Annotated in this window: 22 protein-coding genes; 9 read left to right on the top strand and 13 right to left on the bottom strand. The window is 73.2% G+C overall.

The window, feature by feature from the left end:
* The first annotated feature begins 56 nt into the window (after positions 1-56).
* Positions 57-278, top strand: a complete 222-nt coding sequence (locus OIE69_RS21030; protein ID WP_018559143.1) for a hypothetical protein — start codon at positions 57-59, stop codon at positions 276-278.
* A gap of 16 nt (positions 279-294) precedes the next feature.
* Here OIE69_RS21030 and OIE69_RS21025 read toward each other — a convergent pair whose 3' ends face one another.
* Complete coding sequence (locus OIE69_RS21025; RefSeq protein WP_326573793.1) at positions 295-2,100, bottom strand: NHL domain-containing thioredoxin family protein; 1,806 nt, start codon at positions 2,098-2,100, stop codon at positions 295-297.
* Between the two features lie 214 nt (positions 2,101-2,314).
* On the opposite strand from OIE69_RS21025, the gene OIE69_RS21020 reads away from it, so the two are divergent.
* A complete protein-coding gene (locus tag OIE69_RS21020) occupies positions 2,315-2,722 on the top strand; it encodes an FG-GAP repeat domain-containing protein (RefSeq protein ID WP_326573791.1) in 408 nt (135 codons plus the stop codon).
* Positions 2,723-2,837: 115 nt separating this feature from the next.
* Here OIE69_RS21020 and OIE69_RS21015 read toward each other — a convergent pair whose 3' ends face one another.
* From OIE69_RS21015 to pdhA, 4 genes are all read right to left on the bottom strand, one after another.
* The gene (locus OIE69_RS21015; protein ID WP_089227522.1) at positions 2,838-3,032 is read right to left on the bottom strand and encodes a hypothetical protein; all 195 of its coding nucleotides are present in this window, start codon (positions 3,030-3,032) and stop codon (positions 2,838-2,840) included.
* Positions 3,033-3,136: 104 nt separating this feature from the next.
* Complete coding sequence (locus OIE69_RS21010) at positions 3,137-4,540, bottom strand: dihydrolipoamide acetyltransferase family protein (RefSeq protein WP_326581311.1); 1,404 nt, start codon at positions 4,538-4,540, stop codon at positions 3,137-3,139.
* 52 nt (positions 4,541-4,592) lie between these two features.
* The gene (locus tag OIE69_RS21005) at positions 4,593-5,567 is read right to left on the bottom strand and encodes an alpha-ketoacid dehydrogenase subunit beta (protein ID WP_326573787.1); all 975 of its coding nucleotides are present in this window, start codon (positions 5,565-5,567) and stop codon (positions 4,593-4,595) included.
* 2 nt (positions 5,568-5,569) lie between these two features.
* Positions 5,570-6,721, bottom strand: a complete 1,152-nt coding sequence (gene pdhA, locus OIE69_RS21000) for a pyruvate dehydrogenase (acetyl-transferring) E1 component subunit alpha (RefSeq protein ID WP_326573784.1) — start codon at positions 6,719-6,721, stop codon at positions 5,570-5,572.
* Between the two features lie 310 nt (positions 6,722-7,031).
* On the opposite strand from pdhA, the gene OIE69_RS20995 reads away from it, so the two are divergent.
* The 3 genes from OIE69_RS20995 to OIE69_RS20985 all read left to right on the top strand — a co-directional run bounded on the left by OIE69_RS20995 (position 7,032) and on the right by OIE69_RS20985 (position 9,808).
* Positions 7,032-7,730, top strand: a complete 699-nt coding sequence (locus OIE69_RS20995; RefSeq protein ID WP_326573782.1) for a response regulator transcription factor — start codon at positions 7,032-7,034, stop codon at positions 7,728-7,730.
* 93 nt (positions 7,731-7,823) lie between these two features.
* Entirely contained in the window at positions 7,824-8,504 is a 681-nt protein-coding gene (locus tag OIE69_RS20990; RefSeq protein WP_326573780.1) for a GntR family transcriptional regulator, read from the top strand.
* Entirely contained in the window at positions 8,504-9,808 is a 1,305-nt protein-coding gene (locus OIE69_RS20985; protein WP_326573778.1) for an MFS transporter, read from the top strand. The genes OIE69_RS20990 and OIE69_RS20985 overlap by 1 nt, the downstream gene beginning before the upstream one ends.
* A gap of 15 nt (positions 9,809-9,823) precedes the next feature.
* Here OIE69_RS20985 and OIE69_RS20980 read toward each other — a convergent pair whose 3' ends face one another.
* A complete protein-coding gene (locus OIE69_RS20980; protein WP_326573776.1) occupies positions 9,824-10,654 on the bottom strand; it encodes a maleylpyruvate isomerase family mycothiol-dependent enzyme in 831 nt (276 codons plus the stop codon).
* 132 nt (positions 10,655-10,786) lie between these two features.
* On the opposite strand from OIE69_RS20980, the gene OIE69_RS20975 reads away from it, so the two are divergent.
* From OIE69_RS20975 to OIE69_RS20965, 3 genes are all read left to right on the top strand, one after another.
* On the top strand, positions 10,787-11,587 hold the full coding sequence (locus tag OIE69_RS20975; protein WP_326573774.1) for a carbon-nitrogen family hydrolase: 801 nt from the start codon (positions 10,787-10,789) through the stop codon (positions 11,585-11,587).
* Positions 11,588-11,678: 91 nt separating this feature from the next.
* Complete coding sequence (locus OIE69_RS20970) at positions 11,679-12,047, top strand: pyridoxamine 5'-phosphate oxidase family protein (RefSeq protein WP_326573772.1); 369 nt, start codon at positions 11,679-11,681, stop codon at positions 12,045-12,047.
* Positions 12,044-13,072, top strand: a complete 1,029-nt coding sequence (locus tag OIE69_RS20965) for a phosphotransferase (protein ID WP_392567545.1) — start codon at positions 12,044-12,046, stop codon at positions 13,070-13,072. Before OIE69_RS20970 ends, OIE69_RS20965 begins: the two co-directional genes overlap by 4 nt.
* Positions 13,073-13,103: 31 nt before the next feature.
* Here the strand turns inward: OIE69_RS20965 and OIE69_RS20960 are convergent, their stop codons facing one another.
* On the bottom strand, positions 13,104-14,654 hold the full coding sequence (locus OIE69_RS20960; protein WP_326573770.1) for a protein kinase domain-containing protein: 1,551 nt from the start codon (positions 14,652-14,654) through the stop codon (positions 13,104-13,106).
* A 245-nt stretch (positions 14,655-14,899) separates the two neighbouring features.
* On the opposite strand from OIE69_RS20960, the gene OIE69_RS20955 reads away from it, so the two are divergent.
* The gene (locus tag OIE69_RS20955; protein ID WP_326573768.1) at positions 14,900-16,663 is read left to right on the top strand and encodes a protein kinase domain-containing protein; all 1,764 of its coding nucleotides are present in this window, start codon (positions 14,900-14,902) and stop codon (positions 16,661-16,663) included.
* Positions 16,664-16,768: 105 nt separating this feature from the next.
* Here OIE69_RS20955 and OIE69_RS20950 read toward each other — a convergent pair whose 3' ends face one another.
* From OIE69_RS20950 to OIE69_RS20925, 6 genes are all read right to left on the bottom strand, one after another.
* Positions 16,769-17,332: a bacterial proteasome activator family protein gene (locus tag OIE69_RS20950; protein ID WP_089227533.1), complete on the bottom strand. Its 564-nt coding sequence runs from the start codon at positions 17,330-17,332 to the stop codon at positions 16,769-16,771.
* A 117-nt stretch (positions 17,333-17,449) separates the two neighbouring features.
* Complete coding sequence (locus OIE69_RS20945; protein WP_326573764.1) at positions 17,450-17,806, bottom strand: hypothetical protein; 357 nt, start codon at positions 17,804-17,806, stop codon at positions 17,450-17,452.
* Positions 17,807-17,881: 75 nt separating this feature from the next.
* Positions 17,882-18,853 carry an NAD(P)H-quinone oxidoreductase gene (locus OIE69_RS20940; protein WP_326573762.1) on the bottom strand — a complete coding sequence of 324 codons (972 nt, stop codon included), beginning with the start codon at positions 18,851-18,853 and terminating at the stop codon, positions 17,882-17,884.
* A 10-nt stretch (positions 18,854-18,863) separates the two neighbouring features.
* Entirely contained in the window at positions 18,864-19,934 is a 1,071-nt protein-coding gene (locus OIE69_RS20935) for a potassium channel family protein (RefSeq protein WP_392567544.1), read from the bottom strand.
* Positions 19,931-21,328 carry a molybdopterin molybdotransferase MoeA gene (locus tag OIE69_RS20930; protein WP_326573760.1) on the bottom strand — a complete coding sequence of 466 codons (1,398 nt, stop codon included), beginning with the start codon at positions 21,326-21,328 and terminating at the stop codon, positions 19,931-19,933. The genes OIE69_RS20935 and OIE69_RS20930 overlap by 4 nt, the downstream gene beginning before the upstream one ends.
* Positions 21,325-22,239, bottom strand: a complete 915-nt coding sequence (locus OIE69_RS20925) for an NTP transferase domain-containing protein (protein ID WP_326573758.1) — start codon at positions 22,237-22,239, stop codon at positions 21,325-21,327. The genes OIE69_RS20930 and OIE69_RS20925 overlap by 4 nt, the downstream gene beginning before the upstream one ends.
* Positions 22,240-22,255 lie beyond the last annotated feature (16 nt).

The following is a 22,255-nucleotide window of genomic DNA, read 5'->3' as shown; positions in this document are numbered from 1 at the left end:
CCGGGTACACGGGTTCTACGAGTCCGTAGACCCAACCCAGTTCGGAGGCGGACATCATGGGCATCGGCGGTTGCATCGGCCTGATCGCGGTGGGGGCCATCCTCACCTTCGCGACCGACTGGCACATGGCCGGCGTCAATCTGGACCTGGTCGGCCTGATCATGATGGCGGTCGGCGTCATCGGCCTGGCCGCGTACATCAGCATCTTCAAGAAGCGCCGCGTCGTGGAGCCGATGCCGGTGATGGACGAACGGGCCCGCAACTACCCGCACGTGTGACGCACGTGCGGGCGCGTCAGGCGTCCATCCCGGCGAGCACCAGGGCGAGCCGGGTGTCCCCCTCGGCCGTCAGCCGGACGGGGACACCCCAGTCCTGCTGGTGCACATGGCAGGCCGGGAACTCGTTGTCCGGGTCGTCGTCGCACGACGCGGCCATCGCCGACACATGGAGCACCCCCTCGCCGACGTCCCCGTTCAGGACGACGTCGCGGAAGAGGTCCGTGCCCTTGCCGGCCCCCTCCAGCAGCAGCTCCGGCGGCGTCGCGCCGACCAGCAGCCGCGTCGACGGGCCGTAGCGCTCGTCGAGCTTCTGGCCGGCCGGGGCGGAGAACACCACGTCCAGCCGCAGCGGCCCCGGCGCCACATCGGTCGCGGGCCGCTGCGTGCGGTGCGCCGCGCCCTCGACCCGCACCGCCTCCTCCGGCAGGCGCAGCCGCGTCAGCCGGTGGCGGGCGGACTCCACCACCACGATCTCCCCGCCGTCCAGCACCGCGCCCGACGGCTCCCGCAGGTCCGTGGCGAGCGTGCCGACCTCACCGGTCGCCGGGTCGAAGCGGCGCAGCGCGTGGTTGTACGTGTCGCTGACCGCGACCGACCCGTCCGGCAGGGCCGTCACCCCCAGCGGATGCTGCAGCAGCGCCTGCTCCGCGGCCCCGTCACGGTGACCGAAGTCGAACAGCCCCGTGCCGACGGCGGTGCGCACCACGTACCCCGCACCGTCCCCGGCCCGCTCCACCCAGCGCAGCGCGCTGGTCTCGGAGTCCGCGACCCACAGCCGCTCCCCGGCGGCCGCCAGACCTGACGGCTGCGCGAACCACGCCTGCTCCGCCGGCCCGTCGACCAGCCCCTCGTTGGTGGTCCCGGCCGCCACGGCCACCGTCCCGTCCGCCGGGTCGTACGCCCACAGCTGGTGGACGCCCGCCATCGCGATCCACACCCTGCCGTCCCACCACGCCACGTCCCACGGCGACGACAGGTCGGTCCCGAGCGCCGGGCCCGAGGTCGCCGACCCCTGCCACCACTGCTTCCCGGTGCCGGCCACCGTCTCCAGGGCCCCGCTCGCCGGGTCGAACGTCCGCAGCCGGTGGTTGACGGTGTCCGCGACGACCACGGTGCCGTCCGGCAGCAGCGCCAGCCCCTGCGGCTCGCTCAAGTCCCCCGGGCCGCCGATCCGCCGTACGACGGTCTCCCCGTCCGGCTCCATCTCCACCAGCTGGTGCCGGGTCGAGTCCGACACCAGCAGGTTCCCCGACGGCAGCCGCAGCGCCTTCCCGGGGAACCGCAGGTCCGTCGCCACCGGCTCCGGCGCCACGTACGGCCCGTCCCCGCGGCGCAGCGTCCCCTTCGCCGCGTGCTCGGCCTCCAACTCGGTGACCAGCACCTCCAGCGCGTGCGCGTGCCCCTCCCCGGAGTGCTGGGCGACGACGTACCCCTCCGGGTCGATCACGGTCAGCGTGGGCCACGCCCGCACGGCGTACTGCTTCCACGTCGTGAGCTCCGGGTCGTCCAGCACCGGGTGGTGCACCCCGTGCCGCTCGACGGCGTCGACGACCGAATCGTGCTCCGCCTCGTGCACGAACTTCGGCGAGTGGACGCCGACGATCACCACGGTGTCGCGGTGCTTCTCCTCCAGCTCGCGCAGCTCGTCCAGGACGTGCAGGCAGTTGATGCAGCAGAACGTCCAGAAATCGAGAATGACGATCGATCCCCGCAGGTCGGCGAGGGTCAGCCGCCTGCCGCCGGTGTTGAGCCAGCCGCCCTTGCCGACCAGCTCGGGGGCGCGGACACGGGCACGGCGAGGGGCGGGGGCGGCGTCGTTCATGCTGCAAGAATGCCACCCCGCGCGCAAGGCGATCACAGCCGTGCGGCCCCTACAGCCCTTTCCCGTGGCGGACTGTCTCTCCTGCACCGACCGTCCCTCGTGCCACGGCACCAGGGGTCACAGCGATGCTTCACCGCGTCGCGCTCCTGTGTCCGGACGGCGATCCAGACCGGCGCGGGCCGCCCGAAGGCGCCCGCACGCAGCAGGAGCTCGCATGCCCACGCGCAAGAACCTCCGCCCGGTCGCCGCGACGGCCGCCGCCGTCGCACTGACCGGAGGGCTGCCCACCGTCACGGCTGGGACCGCGGCCGCCGCACCCGCCAAGTACGCCGACGACTTCAACGGCGACGGCTACCGCGACTTCGCCACCGGCGGCAGCGGCTCGGTCACCGTCACGTACCGGACCGCGAGCGGCCCCGGAACCAAGGTCAAGACCTTCACCCGGAACAGCGCCGGCATCCCCGGCACGGCGGGCGACAGCGGAGGCTACGCCGACATGTTCGGCGACTCCCTGGCGGCCGACTTCAACCGCGACGGGTACGCCGACCTCGCGGTCGGCGGCACGAAGGGCACCGCGGCCTCCGCCCGGATGATCCCGCTGCGTGCCGCGTTCCCGCAGTAGCCGGGTCGGGGTCCGACTCGACGGCGGAAGGGCCCGGGCAGCCGCTTGCCCGGGCCCTTTCCCAAGACCCCGCGCCGGACGGCGGAGGCCACCGGGGGTCCCGCGGCACGCGGGATCAGGGGCGCAGGTCGCTCACGGCGTCCGTGGTGGCGACCAGGCCGGAGTGGATGGTGGGGGCGAGGCTGGAACTGGCGAGGCAGAAGCCGAGGAGGACGCACAGGACGGCGTGGGAGACCTTCAGCGACTTCGCACGGAGCAGGATGAGCGTGATCACGATCAGGAGCAGGACCACGGAGATGGATACCGCCATGGCCGTATGACGTCACAGATCGCCGCCGGGGTGGGGGCGACACGCGCGGGAAGGGCCCGGACGCACAAATGTCCGGGCCCTTCCCGTTGTCGTGCCCGGGCGGCTCAGGCCCAGGTGATCAGACGCTTCGGGTACTCCAGGACCGCCGCGACGTCGGCGAGGAACCTGGAGCCGAGCTCGCCGTCGACCAGGCGGTGGTCGAAGGAGAGCGCGAGCGTGGTGACCTGGCGGGGCTTGACCTTGCCCTTGTGGACCCAGGGCATCTCCTTGACCGCGCCGAAGGCGAGGATCGCGGACTCCCCGGGGTTGAGGATGGGCGTGCCCGTGTCGACGCCGAAGACGCCGACGTTGGTGATGGTGACCGTGCCGCCCTGCATGTCGGCCGGCGAGGTCTTGCCCTCACGGGCCGTGGCGACCAGGTCACCGAGGGCGGACGCCAGTTCGGGCAGGGTCTTGGCCTGGGCGTCCTTGATGTTGGGGACGATCAGGCCCCTCGGGGTGGCGGCGGCGATGCCCAGGTTGACGTAGCCCTTGTGGACGATCTCCTGGTTGGCCTCGTCCCAGGCGGCGTTGATCTCCGGGTTGCGGCGGACCGCGACCAGCAGCGCCTTGGCGACCAGCAGCAGCGGGCTGACCTTGAGCCCGGCGAAGGCCGGGTCCGTCTTGAGCTCCTGGACGAGCCGCATGGTCCGGGTGATGTCGAAGGTGACGAACTCGGTCACGTGCGGCGCGGTGAAGGCGCTGGCGACCATGGCCGCGGCCGTGGCCTTGCGGACGCCCTTGATCGGGACGCGGGTCTCCAACGCTCCGGCGGGGGCCGGGGCGGTCGGAGCCGGTACCGCCTGCGCGGCGGCGGGCACCTGCGCGGGGGCGGCCGGCGCGGCGGCCGGGGCCACCGCCCTCTGGACGTCCTCGCGGGTGATCGTGCCCTGCGGCCCGGTCGGGGCGACCGTGGCCAGGTCCACGCCCAGGTCCTTGGCGAGCTTGCGCACCGGCGGCTTGGCCAGCGGGCGCACCTCGGCGGGGGCGAATGAGGCGGGGGCCGCCGCGACCGGGGCCACTGCGGCCGGGGCCGGGGCGTGGCCGTTCAGCTCGCCCTGGACGGCCTGCCGGGCACCGGTCTGCGCCGGCACGGCGGGCTGCTTGCGGGGCCGGCGCTTGGTCGACGAGGCGGCGACGCCGTAACCGACCAGCACGGGCTGCCGCTTCTGCGCCGGCTCCGCGGCGGGGGCCGGCGCGGCGGCCGGCTCCGGGGCGGCCTCGGCGGCCGCTTCGCCGGCGTCGCCCTCACCGGTGTCGACGGCGATGATCACGGTGCCGACGTCGACCGTCTCGCCCTCGGGGAAGCGCAGCTCGTGCACCACCCCGTCGAACGGGATCGGAAGCTCGACCGCGGCCTTGGCGGTCTCCACCTCGCAGACCACCTGGCCGTCGGTGACGGTGTCGCCGGGCTTGACGTACCACTTGAGGATCTCGGCCTCGGTGAGTCCCTCGCCGACGTCCGGCATCTTGAACTCACGGAAGCGCTGCGGTGCTGCCACTGTCGTCACAACCCTCTCCTCAGAACGCCAGCGAGCGGTCGACGGCGTCCAGCACCCGGTCCAGGCCGGGCAGGTACTCCTCCTCCACCCGGGCCGGCGGGTACGGGGCGTGGAAGCCGCCGACCCGCAGCACGGGGGCCTCGAGGTGGTAGAAGCACCGCTCGGTGATGCGGGCCGCGATCTCCGCGCCCATGCCGAGCTGCACCGGCGCCTCGTGCACGACGACCAGGCGGCGGGTCTTCTCCACCGACGTCTGGACGGCGTCGAAGTCCAGCGGGGACAGCGACCGCAGGTCCACGACCTCCAGGCTACGGCCCTCCTCGGCGGCCGCGGCGGCCGCTTCCAGGCAGACCTTCACCATGGGGCCGTACGCGGCCAGGGTGAGGTCGGTGCCCTCCAGGGCCGTGCGGGCCTTGTGGAGCGGGGCGGGGATGCCGTCGGTGTCGACCTCGCCCTTGTCCCAGTAGCGGCGCTTGGGCTCGAGGAAGATCACCGGGTCGTCGGAGTCGACCGCCTGCTGCAGCATCCAGTAGGCGTCCTGCGGGGTCGACGGGGAGACGACCTTGAGTCCGGCGGTGTGCGCGAAGTACGCCTCGGGCGACTCGCTGTGGTGCTCGACGGCGCCGATGCCGCCGCCGTAGGGGATGCGGATGACGACCGGAAGCTTGATCTTGCCCAGGGCGCGCGCGTGCATCTTGGCGAGCTGGGTGACGATCTGGTCGTACGCGGGGAAGACGAAGCCGTCGAACTGGATCTCCACGACGGGCCGGTAGCCGCGCAGGGCCAGGCCGATCGCGGTGCCGACGATGCCGGACTCCGCGAGCGGGGTGTCGATCACCCGCTGCTCGCCGAAGTCCTTGTGCAGGCCGTCGGTGATCCGGAAGACACCGCCGAGCTTGCCGATGTCCTCGCCCATGAGGACGACCTTGGGGTCGGTCTCCAGGGACTTGCGCAGTGCCTCGTTGAGGGCCTTGGCGATGGTCATCGTTGCCATGGTCAGTGACCCTCCGTGCTGTCCGCGAACGACGCCTGGTACTCGGCGAACTGGGCGCGCTCCTCGTCGACGAGCGCGTGCCCGTCGGCGTAGATGTTCTCGAAGATCGACATCGGGTCGGGGTCGGGCATGGCGCGCACGGCCTCGCGGACCCGCTTGCCGAGCGCCTCGCTCTCCGCCTCGACACCGGCGAAGAAGGCCTCGTCGGCGATGCCGTCCTTCTCCAGGTAGCTGCGCAGCCGCAGGATCGGGTCCTTGTGCTCCCACTGCTCGCGCTCCTCGTCGAGGCGGTAGCGGGTGGGGTCGTCGGACGTGGTGTGGGCACCCATGCGGTAGGTGAAGGCCTCGACGAGCATCGGGCCCTGGCCGGAGCGGGCGTGCTCCAGGGCGGCGCGGGTGACCGCGAGGACCGCGAGGACGTCGTTGCCGTCGACCCGCACGCCGGGGAAGCCGAAGCCGGCGGCGCGCTGGTAGATCGGGACGCGGCTCTGCTTCTCGGTGGGCTCGGAGATCGCCCACTGGTTGTTCTGGCAGAAGAAGACCACGGGGGCGTTGTAGACGGCGGCGAAGGTGAAGGCCTCCGCGACGTCGCCCTGGCTGGAGGCACCGTCGCCGAAGTAGGCGATGACGGCGGAGTCCGCGCCGTCCTTGCTGATGCCCATGGCGTAGCCGGTCGCGTGCAGCGTCTGGGAGCCGATCACGATCGTGTACAGGTGGAAGTTGTTCTCGTTCGGGTCCCAGCCGCCGTGGTTCACCCCGCGGAACATCCCGAGCAGGTTGACCGGGTCCACTCCGCGGCACCAGGCGACGCCGTGCTCACGGTAGGTGGGGAAGACGTAGTCGTCCGGCCTGGTGGCCCGCCCCGAGCCGATCTGTGCGGCCTCCTGGCCCAGCAGCGACGCCCACAGACCCAGCTCGCCCTGCCGCTGCAGGGAGGTCGCCTCCGCGTCGAAGCGGCGGGTCAGGACCATGTCCCGGTACAGACCGCGCAGCTCTTCGGGGCTCAGGTCGATGGAGTACTCACTGTGCTGGACGCGCTCGCCCTCGGGGGTCAGGAGCTGTACCAGCTCCGGCTCGCCCTCACGGCGCTTCGCTCCACCGCGCGTGCCCGTACGGGGCGTACGGGGCTTCGCGGCAGTGCTTTTCACGCTCACGCTTGCTCCTCCGTCTGTCCGGCCCCCGGGATCCGCCGGCGGCCAGTGCGGCTCCTGCCCGACTCGTCGCGGCGCACGGGGTGTGTGCGGCACGGCCGAGCCGGGAGTGTTGGTAGACCCGGCAGGAGGCCCTGCGAAGTGAACGTTACCCACACCTTCCGCTTTCGCGCGAAGGGTGTTCTACCTGCGGTTTTGTTTGGATTTCCTAGTAAATGGGCGTTCTCGCAGGCCACCGGGACAACGGCACGGTATCCCGAGGATCGATTCTTCGTAAGAGGTCGGCGCGGGTCGCGTGTGCAACGCTGAACTTGTGACCGAAAAGTCGGGTATCACGGTTTTCCTACTGGACGACCATGAAGTCGTCCGGCGCGGGGTGCACGAGCTCCTCGCCGCCGAGGACGGGATCGAGGTCGTCGGCGAGGCCGGCACGGCCGCCGAGGCACTGGCCCGGATCCCCGCCGTACGGCCCGACGTGGCGGTGCTGGACGTCCGGCTACCGGACGGCAGCGGGGTCGAGGTCTGCCGGGAGATCCGCTCCTCCCAGCCGGGGATCGCGTGCCTGATGCTCACCTCCTACGCGGACGACGAGGCCCTCTTCGACGCGATCATGGCGGGCGCGTCGGGCTACGTGCTCAAGGACATCCGCGCCACCGACCTGGTCGGCGCCGTACGGGACGTCGCCCGGGGCCGGTCGCTGCTGGACCCGGTCGCCACCGCCCGCGTCCTGGAGCGCCTGCGCGGCGGCGGGGAACGCAAGGAAGGCCGCCTCGCCGATCTGACCGACCAGGAGAAGCGGATCCTCGACCTCATCGGCGAGGGCCTCACCAACCGGCAGATCGGCGACCGGCTGCACCTCGCCGAGAAGACGGTCAAGAACTACGTCTCCTCCCTGCTCGCCAAGCTCGGGATGCAGCGGCGCACCCAGGCCGCCGCCTACGTCGCGCGGCTGCGCAGCGGCGGCTCCGCGGGAACGGACACGGGCGCGGGCCCCGGGCCGTCCGGATCCTGACCGCGCGCGACCCACCCCGGCGACCCACGTACCAGTCCGTATGCCGGACGCGGACTGCCGGCGCATACGGCTTGTATCTATGATGTGCGCATCATGACCCGAAGCCCCGTCGCGACCGCCGGCACCAGCGCCGAGCCGGCCGCCAAGCAGCCGCCCGCCGCCGAGCGGGTCTACACCCACGTCAAGCAGGCGGTGCTCGACCGCCGCTACGAGGGCGGCACCCTCCTGAGCGAGGGCGAGCTGGCCGAGGCGGTGGGCGTCTCGCGCACCCCCGTCCGCGAGGCCCTGCTGCGCCTGGAGGCCGAGGGCCTGCTGAAGCTCTACCCGAAGAAGGGCGCCCTGGTGCTGCCGGTCTCCGCGCAGGAGATCGCCGACGTCGTGGAGACCCGGCTGCTCGTGGAGCGCCACGCGGTGATGAAGGTGGTGCCCGCCCCGGAGCGGCTACTGACCCGACTGGAGGAGCTGCTGGACGAGCAGCGCGGCCACGCCGCCACCGGCGACCTGGCCGCCTTCGCCGCGGCCGACCGCTGCTTCCACGCCGAGATCGTGCGCGCCGCCGGCAATCGCATCCTCTCCCAGCTGTACGACCAGCTGAGGGACCGTCAACTGCGGATGGGCGTGGCCACGATGCACGCCGAGCCGGGCCGCATCGCCAAGAACGTCGCCGAACACACCGAGATCCTCGCGGCGTTGCGCGCGGGGGACAGCGCCTCGGCGGCCATGCTGGTCGAGCGGCACGTCAGCTGGGTGAGCCACCTGGCCCGGGGGGAGTAATGGCAACGAGCGGCACCACCACCGGTGAACCGCCCGGCGGCACCAGGGCGGTCGCCGTCTGGAGCATCGGCACCCTCGTCTACACGGTCGCGGTCGTGCACCGCACCAGCCTCGGCGTCGCCGGCATCGACGCCTCGGAGCGCTTCCACATCGGCGCCTCGGCGCTGTCCACCTTCTCGATCCTGCAGGTGCTGGTCTACGCGGGCATGCAGATACCCGTGGGCCTGATGGTGGACCGCCTCGGCACCAAGAAGGTGCTGAGCATCGGCATCGTCCTGTTCACCGCGGGCCAGCTCGGCTTCGCCCTCTCCCACGCGTACGGCCCGGCCCTGGCCGCCCGCGCGGTGCTGGGCTGCGGCGACGCCATGACCTTCGTGAGCGTGCTGCGGCTCGGCTCGCGCTGGTTCCCGGCCCGCCGCGGGCCGATGATCGCGCAGGGCGCCGCGCTGTTCGGCGTGGCGGGCAACCTGCTGAGCACCGTGCTGCTCGCGCGGCTGCTGCACTCCGCGGGCTGGACCCCGACCTTCGTGGGCACGGCGCTGGGCGGCGCGCTCGTCCTCGTCCTCGTGCTGGCCTTCATGAAGGACCACCCCGAGGGCTTCGAGCCGGCGCCCCCCGAGCACCCGGGGCGCGGTTACGTGAAGCGGCAGATCGCCGCCGCCTGGCGGGAGCCCGGCACCCGGCTGGGGATGTGGACGCACTTCACCACCCAGTTCTCCGGGATGGTCTTCCTGCTGCTGTGGGGCCTGCCGTACCTGGTGGAGGACCAGGGGCTGTCCCGCGAGACCGCGGGCACCCTGCTGACGGTGGTCGTGATCGCCAACATGGTCTTCGGGATGCTCTTCGGCCAGATCATCGGCCGCCACCACGGCGCCCGGATGCCGCTCACCCTGGGCGTCGTCGGGGCGACCGCGGTGATGTGGGCGGTGGTCCTGGCCTGGCCCGCGGACCACGCGCCGCTGTGGCTGCTCGTGCTGCTCTGCGTCGTGCTGGGCACCTGCGGACCGGCGTCGATGATCGGCTTCGACTTCGCCCGCCCGGCGAACCCTCCCGAGCGCTTCGGTACCGCCTCCGGCATCGTCAACATCGGCGGCTTCACCGCCTCGATGGCCGCGCTGCTGGCCATCGGCGTCCTGCTGGACGCCGGCGGCGACGACTACCGGGTGGCCTGGAGCAGCGTCTTCGTCCTCCAGGCCCTGGGCCTGAGCCAGATCCTGCGGCTGCGCGGCCGGGCCGCGCGGCTGGAGCGGCAGCGCATCGCCGTCAGCCGCGTCGAGAGCGTCCACGTCCCCGCCGGGACATGAACGCTCCCCCCGGCGTCACTGCGTGACGGCGATGTTCGCCAGGATCGCGTCGGCCAGCGACCGGTCGCCCTCGATCTTCAGCCGGTCCTCCACCGCGGCCGCACGCGTGCGGCCGCAGGTCAGCCGGACGAAGGTCTCCCAGTCCAGGGTCAGCGTGACCGCGGGACCGAGCGAGACGCTGCCGTCGATCGAGCCGTGGCCCTCGGTGTCGACCCGCACCGTCCGCATGAACTCCAGCTCACCGTGGACGTCGAACACCACGGCGGAGCCCGCCGGGGCGCCCGCGCGCTCGGCGACCACCTTCGGCAGCTCGGAGAGGATGTGGTCCCGGGCGACGACCGCGCCCGGCGAGTCGAGGTTGCCGGGCTCGCCCAGCGCCCGGCGCAGGTCCTGCTCGTGCACCCACACGTCGAAGACCCGCCACTTCAGCAGCTCCTCGAGGGTCATCTCCCTGCCCATGGGACCGCGGACGGTGTCCTGCGCGCCACGGGTCTCGTTCCGCAGCTGCCGGGAGCGGCGGATGATGGTGTAGTCGAGTTCGCCGACGACCTCCGGCGCGGTGTGGTGCCGCCGCTTGTCGACCGGCACCTCCACGTAGCGGGCGTGCTCCGTGGCCATGTGCCGCAGGTCGCTGGGGAGCGTGTGGATCGGCCGGGGATCGCCGAGCAGCTCGCACTCGAACCCGATCACGTGCGACACGACGTCACGCACGGACCAGTACGGGCACTCGGTCGGCCGGTTCCAGGCGCCCGCCGGAACGGGACGGACCAACTCGGCCATGGATTCTATGGAGTGGGTCCAGGCGTCGATGTACGGCTGGATCTGGCTGTGGACGGTGCCGGTCACGGGACCCCTCGACGGTCGGAGCGCGGTCGTGGTGTGCGCCTTAAATTACGCTGCGCAGTGACACCACGGGAGTGCTTTCGTGTGACGATCGTAGGCCCGCAAGAACGTGCCGAACTCATGGGCGGTGGTACTGTGCGCGTTTCCCTGCTCCAGATCGACGTCGACCCCGGCGAAGCGGTGGACGCCCGGCGCGAACGGGTCGCGTCGCTCGTCCGCGGACAGGCCGGGTCGGACCTGGTCGTCCTGCCCGAACTGTGGACCGTCGGCGCCTTCGCCGCCGATCTTTTCCAGCCAGAGGCCGAACCGCTGCGGGGTCCCACCGCCGAGGTCATGAGCGCCGCGGCGCTCGACGCGGGCGTCTGGCTGCACGCGGGGTCGATCGTCGAGCGCGCCCCCGACGGCGCGCTGTACAACACCTCGCTGCTCTTCTCCCCCGACGGCGAACTGCGCGCGACCTACCGCAAGATCCACCGCTTCGGCTTCGACCGGGGCGAGGCCGTGCTCATGAGCGCCGGCGACCGCATCGTCACCGGCGACGTCCAGGGCGTCCCCGTGGGCCTGGCCACCTGCTACGACCTGCGCTTCCCCGAGCAGTTCCGGCTGCTCGTCGACGCGGGCGCCACCGTCCTGGTCGTCCCGGCCGGCTGGCCCGCCCGGCGCCGCGAGCACTGGACACTGCTGGCCCGCGCCCGCGCGATCGAGTCGCAGGCCTATGTACTGGCCTGCGGCACTGCGGGCACCCACGCCGGGGTGGAGCTGGCCGGGCACAGCGTCGTCGTCGACCCCTGGGGCGCCGTCCTCGCCGAGGCCGGTCCGGGGGAGGAGGTCCTCACCGCCGACCTCGACCCGGGCCTGGTGGCGAAGACCCGGGCGGACTTCCCGGTGCTGCGCGACCGCGTGCTGGGCCTTCCGGTGCCGGATTCAACCGGTTGAGGCGGTATGGCCCCATCAGGGACCATCGGCCCCGGAGGTGGGGGCGGAGTGCTCTGCGCCTCCGGGGGGCGGGACCGGCAAGGTGGTTCCCATGGAATTCGAGGGGCGCGCTGCGCTGGCGCTGCTGGGAAGGGTTCGGTACGGGCGGCTGGCGCTGACGCGGGGGGCCCTGCCGTACATCGCCGTGGCCCGGCACGTCGTCGCCGACGACTCCGTGCTGATCCGCACCGACCGCTCATGGGGTGTGGACGGCACGGTCGTGGCCTACCAGGCGGACGACCTCGCAGCGGGCTGGGCGGTGCAGTTCCTCGGGACGGCGCGCGCCTTCCACCCGTCGACGGCACAACAGGCGCTCTTCGGCACAGATCATCAAAACGATACAAGCCGGGAGCCGGGCCATGTGTACGTACGGCTCGACCCGCGAGTCCACCACCGGAATGATCTAGCATCTGCCTGGTGATCGGGAGTTCGGCGACGGCGCCGCCCTCCGCCGGGACACTGGACACCCTGCTGCGCCGATACACGGACGCCGGCGCCCCGCTGTCCTGCGAACCCGTTGCCCAGGGCCTACTGAACCGGGGATTCCGGCTGGCCACCACCCGCGGCCGCTACTTCCTCAAGCTGTACGTCGACAGCGCCACCTCCGACTCCGCCGTCATCGCCCGCCAGCACCGGGCGACCCAGCGGCTCGACGAGGTGGGCCTGCCCGTCGCGCCGCCGGTGCCGGACGCCGACGGGCGCACCGTCGCCGTGGTCGGCGGCCGCCGCTTCGCGCTCTACCCGTGGGTGGAGGGACGGCACCGCGAGGGCGGCGAACTCACCACCGCCGACTCCCGCCGCCTCGGCGCGCTGCTCGGTCTCGTCCACACCACCCTGGCCCAGGTGCAACCTGTCCCCGAGCCGGGCCGGCACGCCAGCGCCGACCCCGAACTGACCTATGCGCTGATCGCGGCGCTGCTGCGCCGGGTGCGCGTCCGCGCTCCGCGCGAGACCTTCGACGAACTGGCCGAGCACCGGCTGCTGGAGCGCCGCGCCCTGCTGGAACGTCACGCCCACCGCCGCCCGCCCGACGCCGCCGGCCCGGTGTCCGGCTGGGTGCACGGCGACTTCCACCCGCTCAACCTGCTCTACCGCGAGGACGAACCCGTCGCCATCGTCGACTGGGACCGGCTCGGCGTGCAGCCGCGCGCCGAGGAGGCGGTACGGGCCGCCGTGATCTTCTTCGTGCAGCCCGGCGGCGCCCTGGACCTCGACAAGATCCGCGCGTACGCCGGGGCCTACCGCGGCGCCGCGGGCGTGGCGGAGGACGAACTGGCCGCGGCCGTGCACCGGGTGTGGTGGGAGCGGCTCAACGACTTCTGGATGCTGCGCTGGCGCTACGTCCTCGACGACCGCAGGACCGACCCCCTCTTCCCGGCCTCGTCCGCCCTGGTCGTCTGGTGGACCGCGGCGTACGAGGCCGTGCTGGAGGCCTTCACGGGCTGACCGAGAGGTCAGCGGGCCGGCCGCCGACCGGTCAGCCGCCCGTGACGCCGCCTTCCGCGGCGCCCTCGGTGCCGGCCGTGCCGCCGCTCGCGGACTCGGTCGGCGTCGGCTCGGTCGGCGTCGGCGTGGGCGGCGCGGAGCTGGCCGGGGCGCTCGGCTCCTTGGTCGGCGCCTCGGAGGTGGCGGGCGCCTCGGAGGTCGGCCGCGTGTAGGAGGGGGTCGAGTTGTACGACGGCTTCTCCGTGACGCCGCCGGTGCCTTCCTGCGTGTCCTGCGTGGAGTCGTCCCGGGTCGGCTGCGACGTCGGCTTCTCCGGCTGCGAATGCGTCGGCGTCACCTTCTCCGCCGGGGGCTTCTTGTCGCCGGTCTTGGAGACGGCGAAGTAGATGCCGAGCGCCACCGCGAGCACCGCCGCGATCACGAACAGCGCCGGCTTGACCCAGCGCCCGCCGCCGTGCGGGGGCCTCGCGCCGTTGTAGCCGTGGTCGCCGCCGTCACCGCCGGGCGGCCCGAGCAGCAGCGGCGGCTGCAACTCCGCGGTGTTGTGCGGGTTCTGCTGCCCGTACTGCGGGGGGACGCCCATCGGCGCGGTCGGGGCGGCGTTCGGCGCGGGCACGTAACCGGTGTTCCAGGTGCCGGTGTGGCCACCGCGCTCGCTCAGCATGCCCAGCGCGTACTGGACGACGCCGCGCATCTCCTCGGCGGTCTGGAAACGGTCGTCCGGGTGCTTGGCGAGCGCGTGCAGCACCAGCCCGTCCAGCTCCGGCGGCACCCGGTCGCTGAGCTGGGAGGGCGGGCGCGGCTCGTCCTGGACGTGCTGGTAGACCACCGACAGCGGGGTCTCACCGGTGAACGGCGGCCGCAGCGCGAGGAGTTCGTAGAGCAGGCAGCCCGTCGCGTACAGGTCGGAGCGGGCGTCCACCGTCTTGCCGAGCGCCTGCTCCGGCGAGAGGTACTGCGGGGTGCCCATGACCATGCCGGTCTGCGTCATCGTGGTCGAGGCGCCGTGCAGCGCCCGCGCGATGCCGAAGTCCATCACCTTCACCGCGCCGGTGTTGGTGATGATCACGTTCGCCGGCTTGATGTCCCGGTGGACGATGCCGTGCGCATGGCTGTAGGCCAGCGCCTCCAGCACGCCCGAGACGATGATGAGCGCCTGGTCGACCGGCGGCGGCTGGTCGGAACCCAGCAGCAGGTCGCGGATCGTGCGGCCCTCGACGAGCTCCATCACGATGTACGGCACGGTACCGCCCGGCGTGACGTCCTCGCCCGAGTCGTACACCGCCACCACCGCATGGTGGTTGAGCCCGGCGACCGACTGCGCCTCGCGTGTGAAGCGGGCCTTGGACACCGGGTCCTCGGCGAGGTCGGAACGGAGCAGCTTGACGGCCACCGTCCGCCCCAGGCGCACGTCCTCCGCCGCGAAGACCTCGGCCATGCCGCCGCGTCCGAGGCGCCCGGTCAGCCGGTAGCGGCCGTCGCCCACCAGGCCTGCGGCGCCCCACAGCTCGGGCGAGTCGGGCACGCCCCGGCCGTCGGCAGAGGGCTCGTCAGGGCCCCCGGCGGCTGTCGTCTGTGCCATCAGTCCTCGCCGTCGATCGTCGCCGTACAGGGTCCTCCAGCGCACCACGCTACCGCGTTCCGCGACGGACGCGCTCCCGTGCCACCCGTGCCCCCGATGAAGGGATTCATACGCATCCGGTGACGAACAGGTCAACGAACTTGACCTGTCCAGGCCGTCGGGCAGACTGGGCTGGCAGGATCGGGACAACTGTCTTGTGCGTACGCGCGGTGCGCCCAGGGGGAACGTCAAGGGGACGGGTACGGATGAGCGGGGACGGCACGCGGGGCACTCATTCGGGGCGCTCGGTCGGTAACGGTCGCTACGTACTCCGCGACCTGCTGGGACAGGGTGGCATGGCCGCCGTGCACCTGGCACACGACACAGTGCTGGACCGTCCGGTGGCCGTCAAGACGCTGCACACGGACCTCGGCCGGGAGCAGTCGTTCCGCGAGCGGTTCCGGCGCGAGGCGCAGGCCGTCGCCAAGCTCAACCACACCAACATCGTCTCGGTCTTCGACTCCGGCGAGGACACCGTCGACGGCGCGCTCGTGCCGTACATCGTCATGGAGTACGTCGAGGGCAAGCCTCTGCGCGACGTCCTCGACGAGGACGTCGCGCAGTTCGGCGCGATGCCCACCGAGAAGGCCCTGAAGATCACCGCGGACGTGCTCGCCGCGCTCTCCGAGAGCCACAGCATGGGCCTGGTCCACCGGGACATCAAGCCGGGCAACGTGATGCTCACCAAGCGCGGCGTGGTGAAGGTGATGGACTTCGGCATCGCCCGCGCCATGCAGTCCGGCGTCTCGTCGATGACGCAGACCGGCATGGTGGTCGGCACCCCGCAGTACCTCTCGCCGGAACAGGCACTGGGGCGGGGCGTGGACGAGCGCTCCGACCTGTACTCGGTGGGCTGCCTGCTCTTCGAGCTGCTCACCGGGCGGCTGCCCTTCGACGGCGACTCCCCGCTGTCCATCGCCTACCAGCACGTGCAGGAGGTCCCGCCGGCCCCGTCGGCGCTCAACCGGGCGGTGCAGCCGGGCGTCGACGCGCTCGTCGCACGGGCCCTGAGGAAGAACCCGGCCGAGCGCTTCCCCACGGCCGACGCCATGCGCGACGAGGCCGAGCGGGTCGCGGCGCCGGGCCGCGGCGGGGCGACCACACCGCTGATCATCGGTGGCGGGCCGCGCCCGCGCGGCCGCGGCGAGGAGGTCTCCTCCGCGGTCTTCCCGCCGGTGCAGGGGGACCTGCGGACCCCGCCGCCGCACGTGCAGACCCCGTACCAGGCCCCGGCCCCGTACCCGCAGCCCCGGCAGCAGTCCCCGCAGCGCTGGGGCACCGGTGGTCAGGGCGGCGGCGCCCACACCCCGCCGCCCGGCCCCGCCTACGGCTACCCGCAGAACGCGCACGCGCCCCACCAGGCGCACCCGCAGGCCTCGCAGCAGCACGCCACCCCGCCCTACACGATGCGCCCGGGCACCCCGGCGGGCGGCGGTCGCCGGGGAGGCGGCGCCTCCACGGCGGTCGTCGCCATCGGCGCCACGGTCGCCGTGATCGCGGTGGTCGCGGTCGTCATCATCGCGATGGCGATGGGCGAGCAGGGCGAGAAGGGTGACACCGGCGGCACCGGCGGCACTCCCACCTACGACTCCCGGCCCGGCGCCTCCGCCACCGCGACCGCCACCGACCGCCGGGAGACCCCCTCGCGCCCGGCGGACGACGAGCCCGCGCCGGGCGTCAGCCAGGCCGACCAGACCCGGACCATCGACGCCTCGCGCTGCACCGAGGCCACCAAGAGCTACCTGGGCGACGACCCGGACGCCGTGGTGATGCCGGACTTCTTCACCAAGTACGTCGACTCGGTCAAGTCCTGCATGGACGCGGCCGATTGGGACTACGAGATCAAGTACCGCAACGAGCAGATCTACGGGAAGGGCGCGGTCGTCGACCAGAAGCCCAAGACCTACGGCGCGTTCAAGCCGGAGAAGGACAAGATCACCATCTGGGTCTCCACCGGCCAGGGCGGCTGACCCCCGGCGTCCCGCGGACGCCTCACGGCAACGACGGACGGCGGGTGACCCCATGGGTCCCCGCCGTCTGTACCTACGCGTACGTACCGTCCTGGTGCCGCCGGCTCACAGATACGGGCCGGTGCGCGCCCCGCCCGGGGCGTTCCCCTCCTCGTCGCCCTCGTGGCCGACACCGGGCGGCAGCGCGCGGCGCATCTGCTCCAACTGGGCGCGGGCGGCCATCTGCTGGGCGAACAGGGCGGTCTGGATGCCGTGGAAGAGGCCCTCTAGCCATCCCACCAACTGCGCCTGGGCGATCCGCAGCTCGGCGTCGCTCGGCACGCCGTCCTCGGCGAAGGGCAGCGAGAGCCGCTCCAACTCCTCGACGAGCTCGGGGGCGAGCCCCGCCTCGAGCTCCTTCACGGAGCTGTGGTGGATCTCCTTCAGGCGCACCCGGCTCGCCTCGTCCAGGGGCGCCGCTTTGACCTCTTCCAGAAGCTGCTTGATCATGCTGCCGATCCGCATGACCTTCGCGGGCTGTTCGACCATCTCCGTCACGGGGACCTCGCGCTGCTCGTCGCCTTCTCCGGCGCGGTCGGCGTGTCCGCCGCCGCCGAGGGCCATCCCGTCCGGGCCGACGACCAGGACCTGCGGGCTCTCCTGCGACCGTTCGTTCATCGGCATCTCCATGCCGCCATTGTCGCGCACCGGCACCTCTCCGGAATGTGTGCCCCCCACCGCCCCGCGCTACCCCTCCCGGCCGCCCCCGTCCTCGGCCGGGCCGACCCGGTGCCCGGCGCGAGGGGCTCAGCGGCCACGGCGCAGCCGCAGACCGAGGAAGCCCAGGCCCAACCCGATCAGCACCAGCCCCGCACCGAGCGGCAGCACCTCCAGCACCCGCCCCACCGGCGCCCGGACGGCGGCCGGCCCCTGGTCCTGCGGCTCCTCGACGTGGACGGGGAGGGGCGCCGAGGGCCGGCCCTCGCCGGCGCCCGGGGTCTGCGGCGGCTCCGCCCGCCCGGGGTGCCTGCGCCCCTCACCGGACTCGTTGCCGGCCAGCCCGGAGGACGCCGCAGGGTGGGGCGGGGGCGGCGCGGCCGCGCCGGTGACCAGGAGGGCGACTCCGGTCACCGTCGCCGCCACGACCACCTTCCGCAACTCCATGCTCCCAGCGTCACACGGAGCGTCACGGGCGGCCAGTCGTGCCCGCGGGGGCCGTACCGGCCGTCCGGCGGCGGTTCAGAGGGTGAGCAGCACCTTGCCGACGTGGGTGCTGGCCTCGACCAGCCGGTGCGCCTCCGGCGCCTCGCGCACGGGGAGCGTACGGTCCACGACCGGGCGCACCACCCCGGACTCCAGCAGCGGCCAGACGTGCTCCCGCACCGCCGCCACGATGGCCGCCTTCTCCTCCAACGGCCGTCCGCGCAGCGAGGTCGCGGTGATCGCGGCCCGCTTGGCCAGCATCCTGCCGAGGTCGAGCTCGCCCTTGGCACCGCCCTGGAGCCCGATGACGGCCAGCCTGCCGTTGACCGCGAGGGCCTCGACGTTCCGTCCCAGGTACTTCGCGCCCATGATGTCGAGGATGACGTCGGCCCCGCCGAAGGCCTCGCGGACCTCGGCCGCGAAGTCCTGCTCGCGGTAGTTGATCCCGAGGTCCGCGCCCAGCTCGCGGCACTTCGCGAGCTTGTCCTCGCTGCCCGCGGTGACGGCAACCTTGGCGCCGACCGCCTTGGCCAGCTGGATCGCCATCGTGCCGATGCCGCTGGAGCCGCCGTGGACCAGCAGCGTCTCGCCGGGACGCAGGTGGGCGATCATGAAGACGTTGGACCAGACGGTGCAGACCACCTCGGGCAGGGCCGCCGCCTCGACGAGCCCCACCCCCTTGGGCACCGGCAGCAGCTGCCCGGCGGGGACGACGACCTTGCCGGCGTAGCCGCCGCCCGCGAGCAGCGCGCACACCTCGTCGCCCACGGACCAGCCGCTCACCCCCGGGCCGAGGGCGGCGACTCGGCCCGAGCACTCCAGGCCCGGGTAGGGGGACGCACCCGGCGGCGGGTCGTAGAAGCCCTGCCGCTGCAGCAGGTCGGCACGGTTGACGGCGGTCGCGGCGACCTCGACGAGCACCTCGCCCTCGGCGGGTACGGGATCGGGGACCTCGGCCCAGACGAGCGCGTCGGGACCGCCGGGTTCGGGGATGGTGATCGCATGCATGCTGCCGACGCTACCCCTGCGGGACGTGCGACGGGTCGTCCTGACTCGTCCTGTGGATGACGATGAGCCGATCGGTCAACTGCAGCGGGCTCGCCTCGGGGTTGTCGTGGTCGAGCAGCCGGTGGCCGCGCTTGACGACCACCACCAGATCACCGACCTCGCGCGGGTCGAGCCCGGCCTCCGCCTTGGTGACGGGGCGCTCGATCAGGTCCAGTCCGCTGCCGTAGGTGATCAGCTCCTCCATCACCTCGCCGGCGCTCGGGCTGAGCATGGACATCCCCAGCAGCCGGCCCGCCGCGCCGGAGCTGGTCACGACGGCGTTGGCGCCCGACTGGCGCAGCAGCGGGGCGTTCTCCTCCTCGCGCACGGAAGCGACGATGTTGATCCGCTTGCTGAGCTGGCGGGCCGTGAGCGCCACCAGGACGGCGGTGTCGTCCCGTTGCGCGGCGATGATCAGCTCCTTGGCCCGCTGGATCTCCGCCCGCAGGAGGACGTCGTTGCGGGTCGCGTCGCCGGCGACGCCCGCGAAGCCCGCGGCGACCGCGGCCTCCACCGCCTTGTGGTCCGGGTCGACCACCACGATCCGCTGGGCCGGCACACCGTGCCCGGTCAGCGTCCTGGCAGCCGAACGGCCCTTGGTGCCGTATCCGACGATGACGGTGTGGTCGCGCACGATGGACCTCCAGCGCTGCTGCCGGTACTGCTCGCGGGTGCGCTCGGTGAGCACTTCGAGAGTGGTGCCGACGAGGATGATCAGAAAGAGCACGCGCAAGGGCGTCACCAGGAGCACGTTGGTCAGCCGGGCGCTCGCGCTGTACGGGACGACGTCGCCGTAGCCGGTGGTGGAGAGGGTGACGGTGGCGTAGTAGACGCAGTCCAGCAGCGACATCGAATCGCCGGCGTTGTCGTGGTAGCCGGCGCGGTCGACGTACACGATCAGCACGGTCAGCACCATGACCAGCAGGGCCATCAGAAGCCGCCGGACCACTTGGCGCAGTGGCCCGACGGCGCTCTTGTGGGGCAGGTGGACGATGTCGGCGCCCGTCCGCGCGGTGCCTCGGCCGCGGCCGGTCTCTCTCACAGCCGCCCCCAGCCCGTCTCCAGGACGGCCGTACGGTCGCCCTTCACCGCCCCGCCGGGCGGGACGACGGCCATGCCGTCGGCCGCCGCGATGCCGCGGAGCATGGCCGGACCGCTGAAGTGCAGCGGGGCCGCCTGCGACTCCTCGTCGAGGACCACCGGCACCAGGCGGGTGTCGGTGGGGTGGCCGTGCACGTCTCCGGTGAGCCGGGCCTCGTACGCCACGGGGGCCGGACGGCCCGCGAGCGCGCGCAGCAGGGGAACGGCTAGGGTCAGCACCCCGGAGACCGCCGCCAGCGGATTCCCCGGCAGGCCCACCAGCCGTCCGCCGCCCGGCAGTTCGGCCAGCAGCATGGGGTGCCCGGGGCGGACCGCGACGCCGTCGACGAGCAACCGCGCGCCGATGCGCTCCAGTACGGGGTGGACGAAGTCCACCGGTCCGCCCGCCGTGCCGCCCGTGGTGACGACGAGGTCGGCGGTGGACGCGGTGACGGCGTCCTGCAGCAGACCGGCGTCGTCCTTCAGCCGCCGGGCGCCGACCGTGCCGGCCCCGAGCGCGGTGAGCCAGCCGGGCAGCAGCGGGCCGAGCGCGTCCCGCACCCGGCCGGCGCCGGGCGCGCCGGCGTCCAGCAACTCGTCGCCCAGGACGAGGACCTCCACCGACGGCCGCGCGGTGACGGTCAGTTCGTCGTAACCGGCCGCCGCCGCCAGGCCGAGCACCGCGGGCGTGACCAGTGCGCCGGCCGCCAGCAACTCGTCGCCGCCGCGGCACTCCTGGCCGCGGGGCCGCACGTCCTGCCCCGGCCCGGGGCCGCCCCGCGTGGCGTGCAGCAGCCCGTCCGCGGTGATCCGCCCGTGCTCCCGGCGCAGCACCGCGGTCGCGCCGGGGGGCAGCGCGGCGCCGGTGGCGATGACGGTGGCGTGGCCGTCGAGCAGCGCGGTCGTGGACCGCTGCCCGGCCAGGATGCTGCCTTCCGTGCGCCACGGGCCGGGGCCCGCGACGGCCCAGCCGTCCATCGCGGAGGTGTCGAAGGAGGGCAGGTCCGTGAGCGCGGTCAGCGGCACGGCCAGCGCGTGTCCCAGCGCCGCGTCGAGCGGCAGCGCCAGCCGTCCCAGCGGCCCGGCGGCGGACCCGGCGATGCGCCGGGCCCGCGGCCACGGCAGGTCGTGGCGACCGCTGTGGGAGGCACCGTGGGTCCCGCCCCCGGCCCCGCCGTGGGGATGGGGGAGGGACGACGGGGCGCCGTCGGGGCCGCCGCCGGAAGGTGGCTGCGCGGGGTCGTGCCGGCCGACGGCCCGCCCGTTGGCCAGGGCGAGCGCCGCGTCCAACTCGTCGTCGGCGGCGTCCCCGGCACCGGTGTCGCGGGCACCGCCCGCCGCACCCGGCAGGTTCATGCGCCCGGGTCCCCGCTCTCCGCTTCCTTCGCCCACCGCTCGGCCAGCGCGGCGGCGCGCCTGGCGGCCTCCGCGACGGCCTGCTCGCCGCCGCCCGCCGTGGCGGCGGCGTAGCCCACCAGGAAGGTGGTCAGCGGCGCGGCAGGGCGGTCGACACCGTGCGCGGCGTCCCGGGCGAGGTCGAGGAGCATACGGATGTCGACGTCGAGGTCGATGCCGAGTTCGGACTTGGCTGCGGTGATCCATTCATCCAACACGCCCCCATGCTCCCTGATACGGGCCCGGGCTGTGGAGAGGTCGTCCCAGGTGTCGCAGTCGAAGGAGGCCTGCCCTGTGGGGTCGGGCAGCCTCCGCAGGGCCAGTTCACCGGTGAGCAGACGCAACGGCAGCCCGGTGAGGGTCCCGTGCTCGGCGGCGATCAGCGCCAGGTGGTGGCGCAGTGCCTCGGTGCGGTAGGCGGCCGCCAGCGTCTGGTCGCGGCCGTCGGGATCGGTGAGCACGACCCCGTCGTCGCCCTCCGCGCCGCCGCGCAGGTCGGTGAGCAGGGCGTCCGCCGTGGCACGGGAGAGGAACGGCAGATCGGCGGCGAGCACCAGCACGACGTCCGCGGAGACCTGGCGCAGCCCGGCGGCGAGCGCGGGCAGCGGGCCCCCGCCCGGCGGTTCCTCGCGGGCCCAGGCCACCGGGCGGACGGTGGGACGGCGCGGGCCGACGACCACCGTGGTGGCCGCGCCCGCGCACGCGTCCAGGACACGGTCGATCAGCGCGCGACCGGCGACGGGCAGTCCCGGCTTGTCGGCCCCGCCGAGGCGCCTGGCGGCGCCGCCGGCGAGGACGACCGCGTCGTAGGGCTGCTCGTACGGCGAAGGCGGCGATGGGTGGTCACGCGGCTCACGCGGCTCCGGAGTCATGCCCGGAGTATCGCCC

It is taken from the genome of Actinacidiphila glaucinigra, assembly GCF_035918135.1.
Taxonomy (GTDB): Bacteria; Actinomycetota; Actinomycetes; order Streptomycetales; family Streptomycetaceae; genus Actinacidiphila; species Actinacidiphila glaucinigra.
This window is presented reverse-complemented; position numbering and strand designations above follow the sequence as displayed.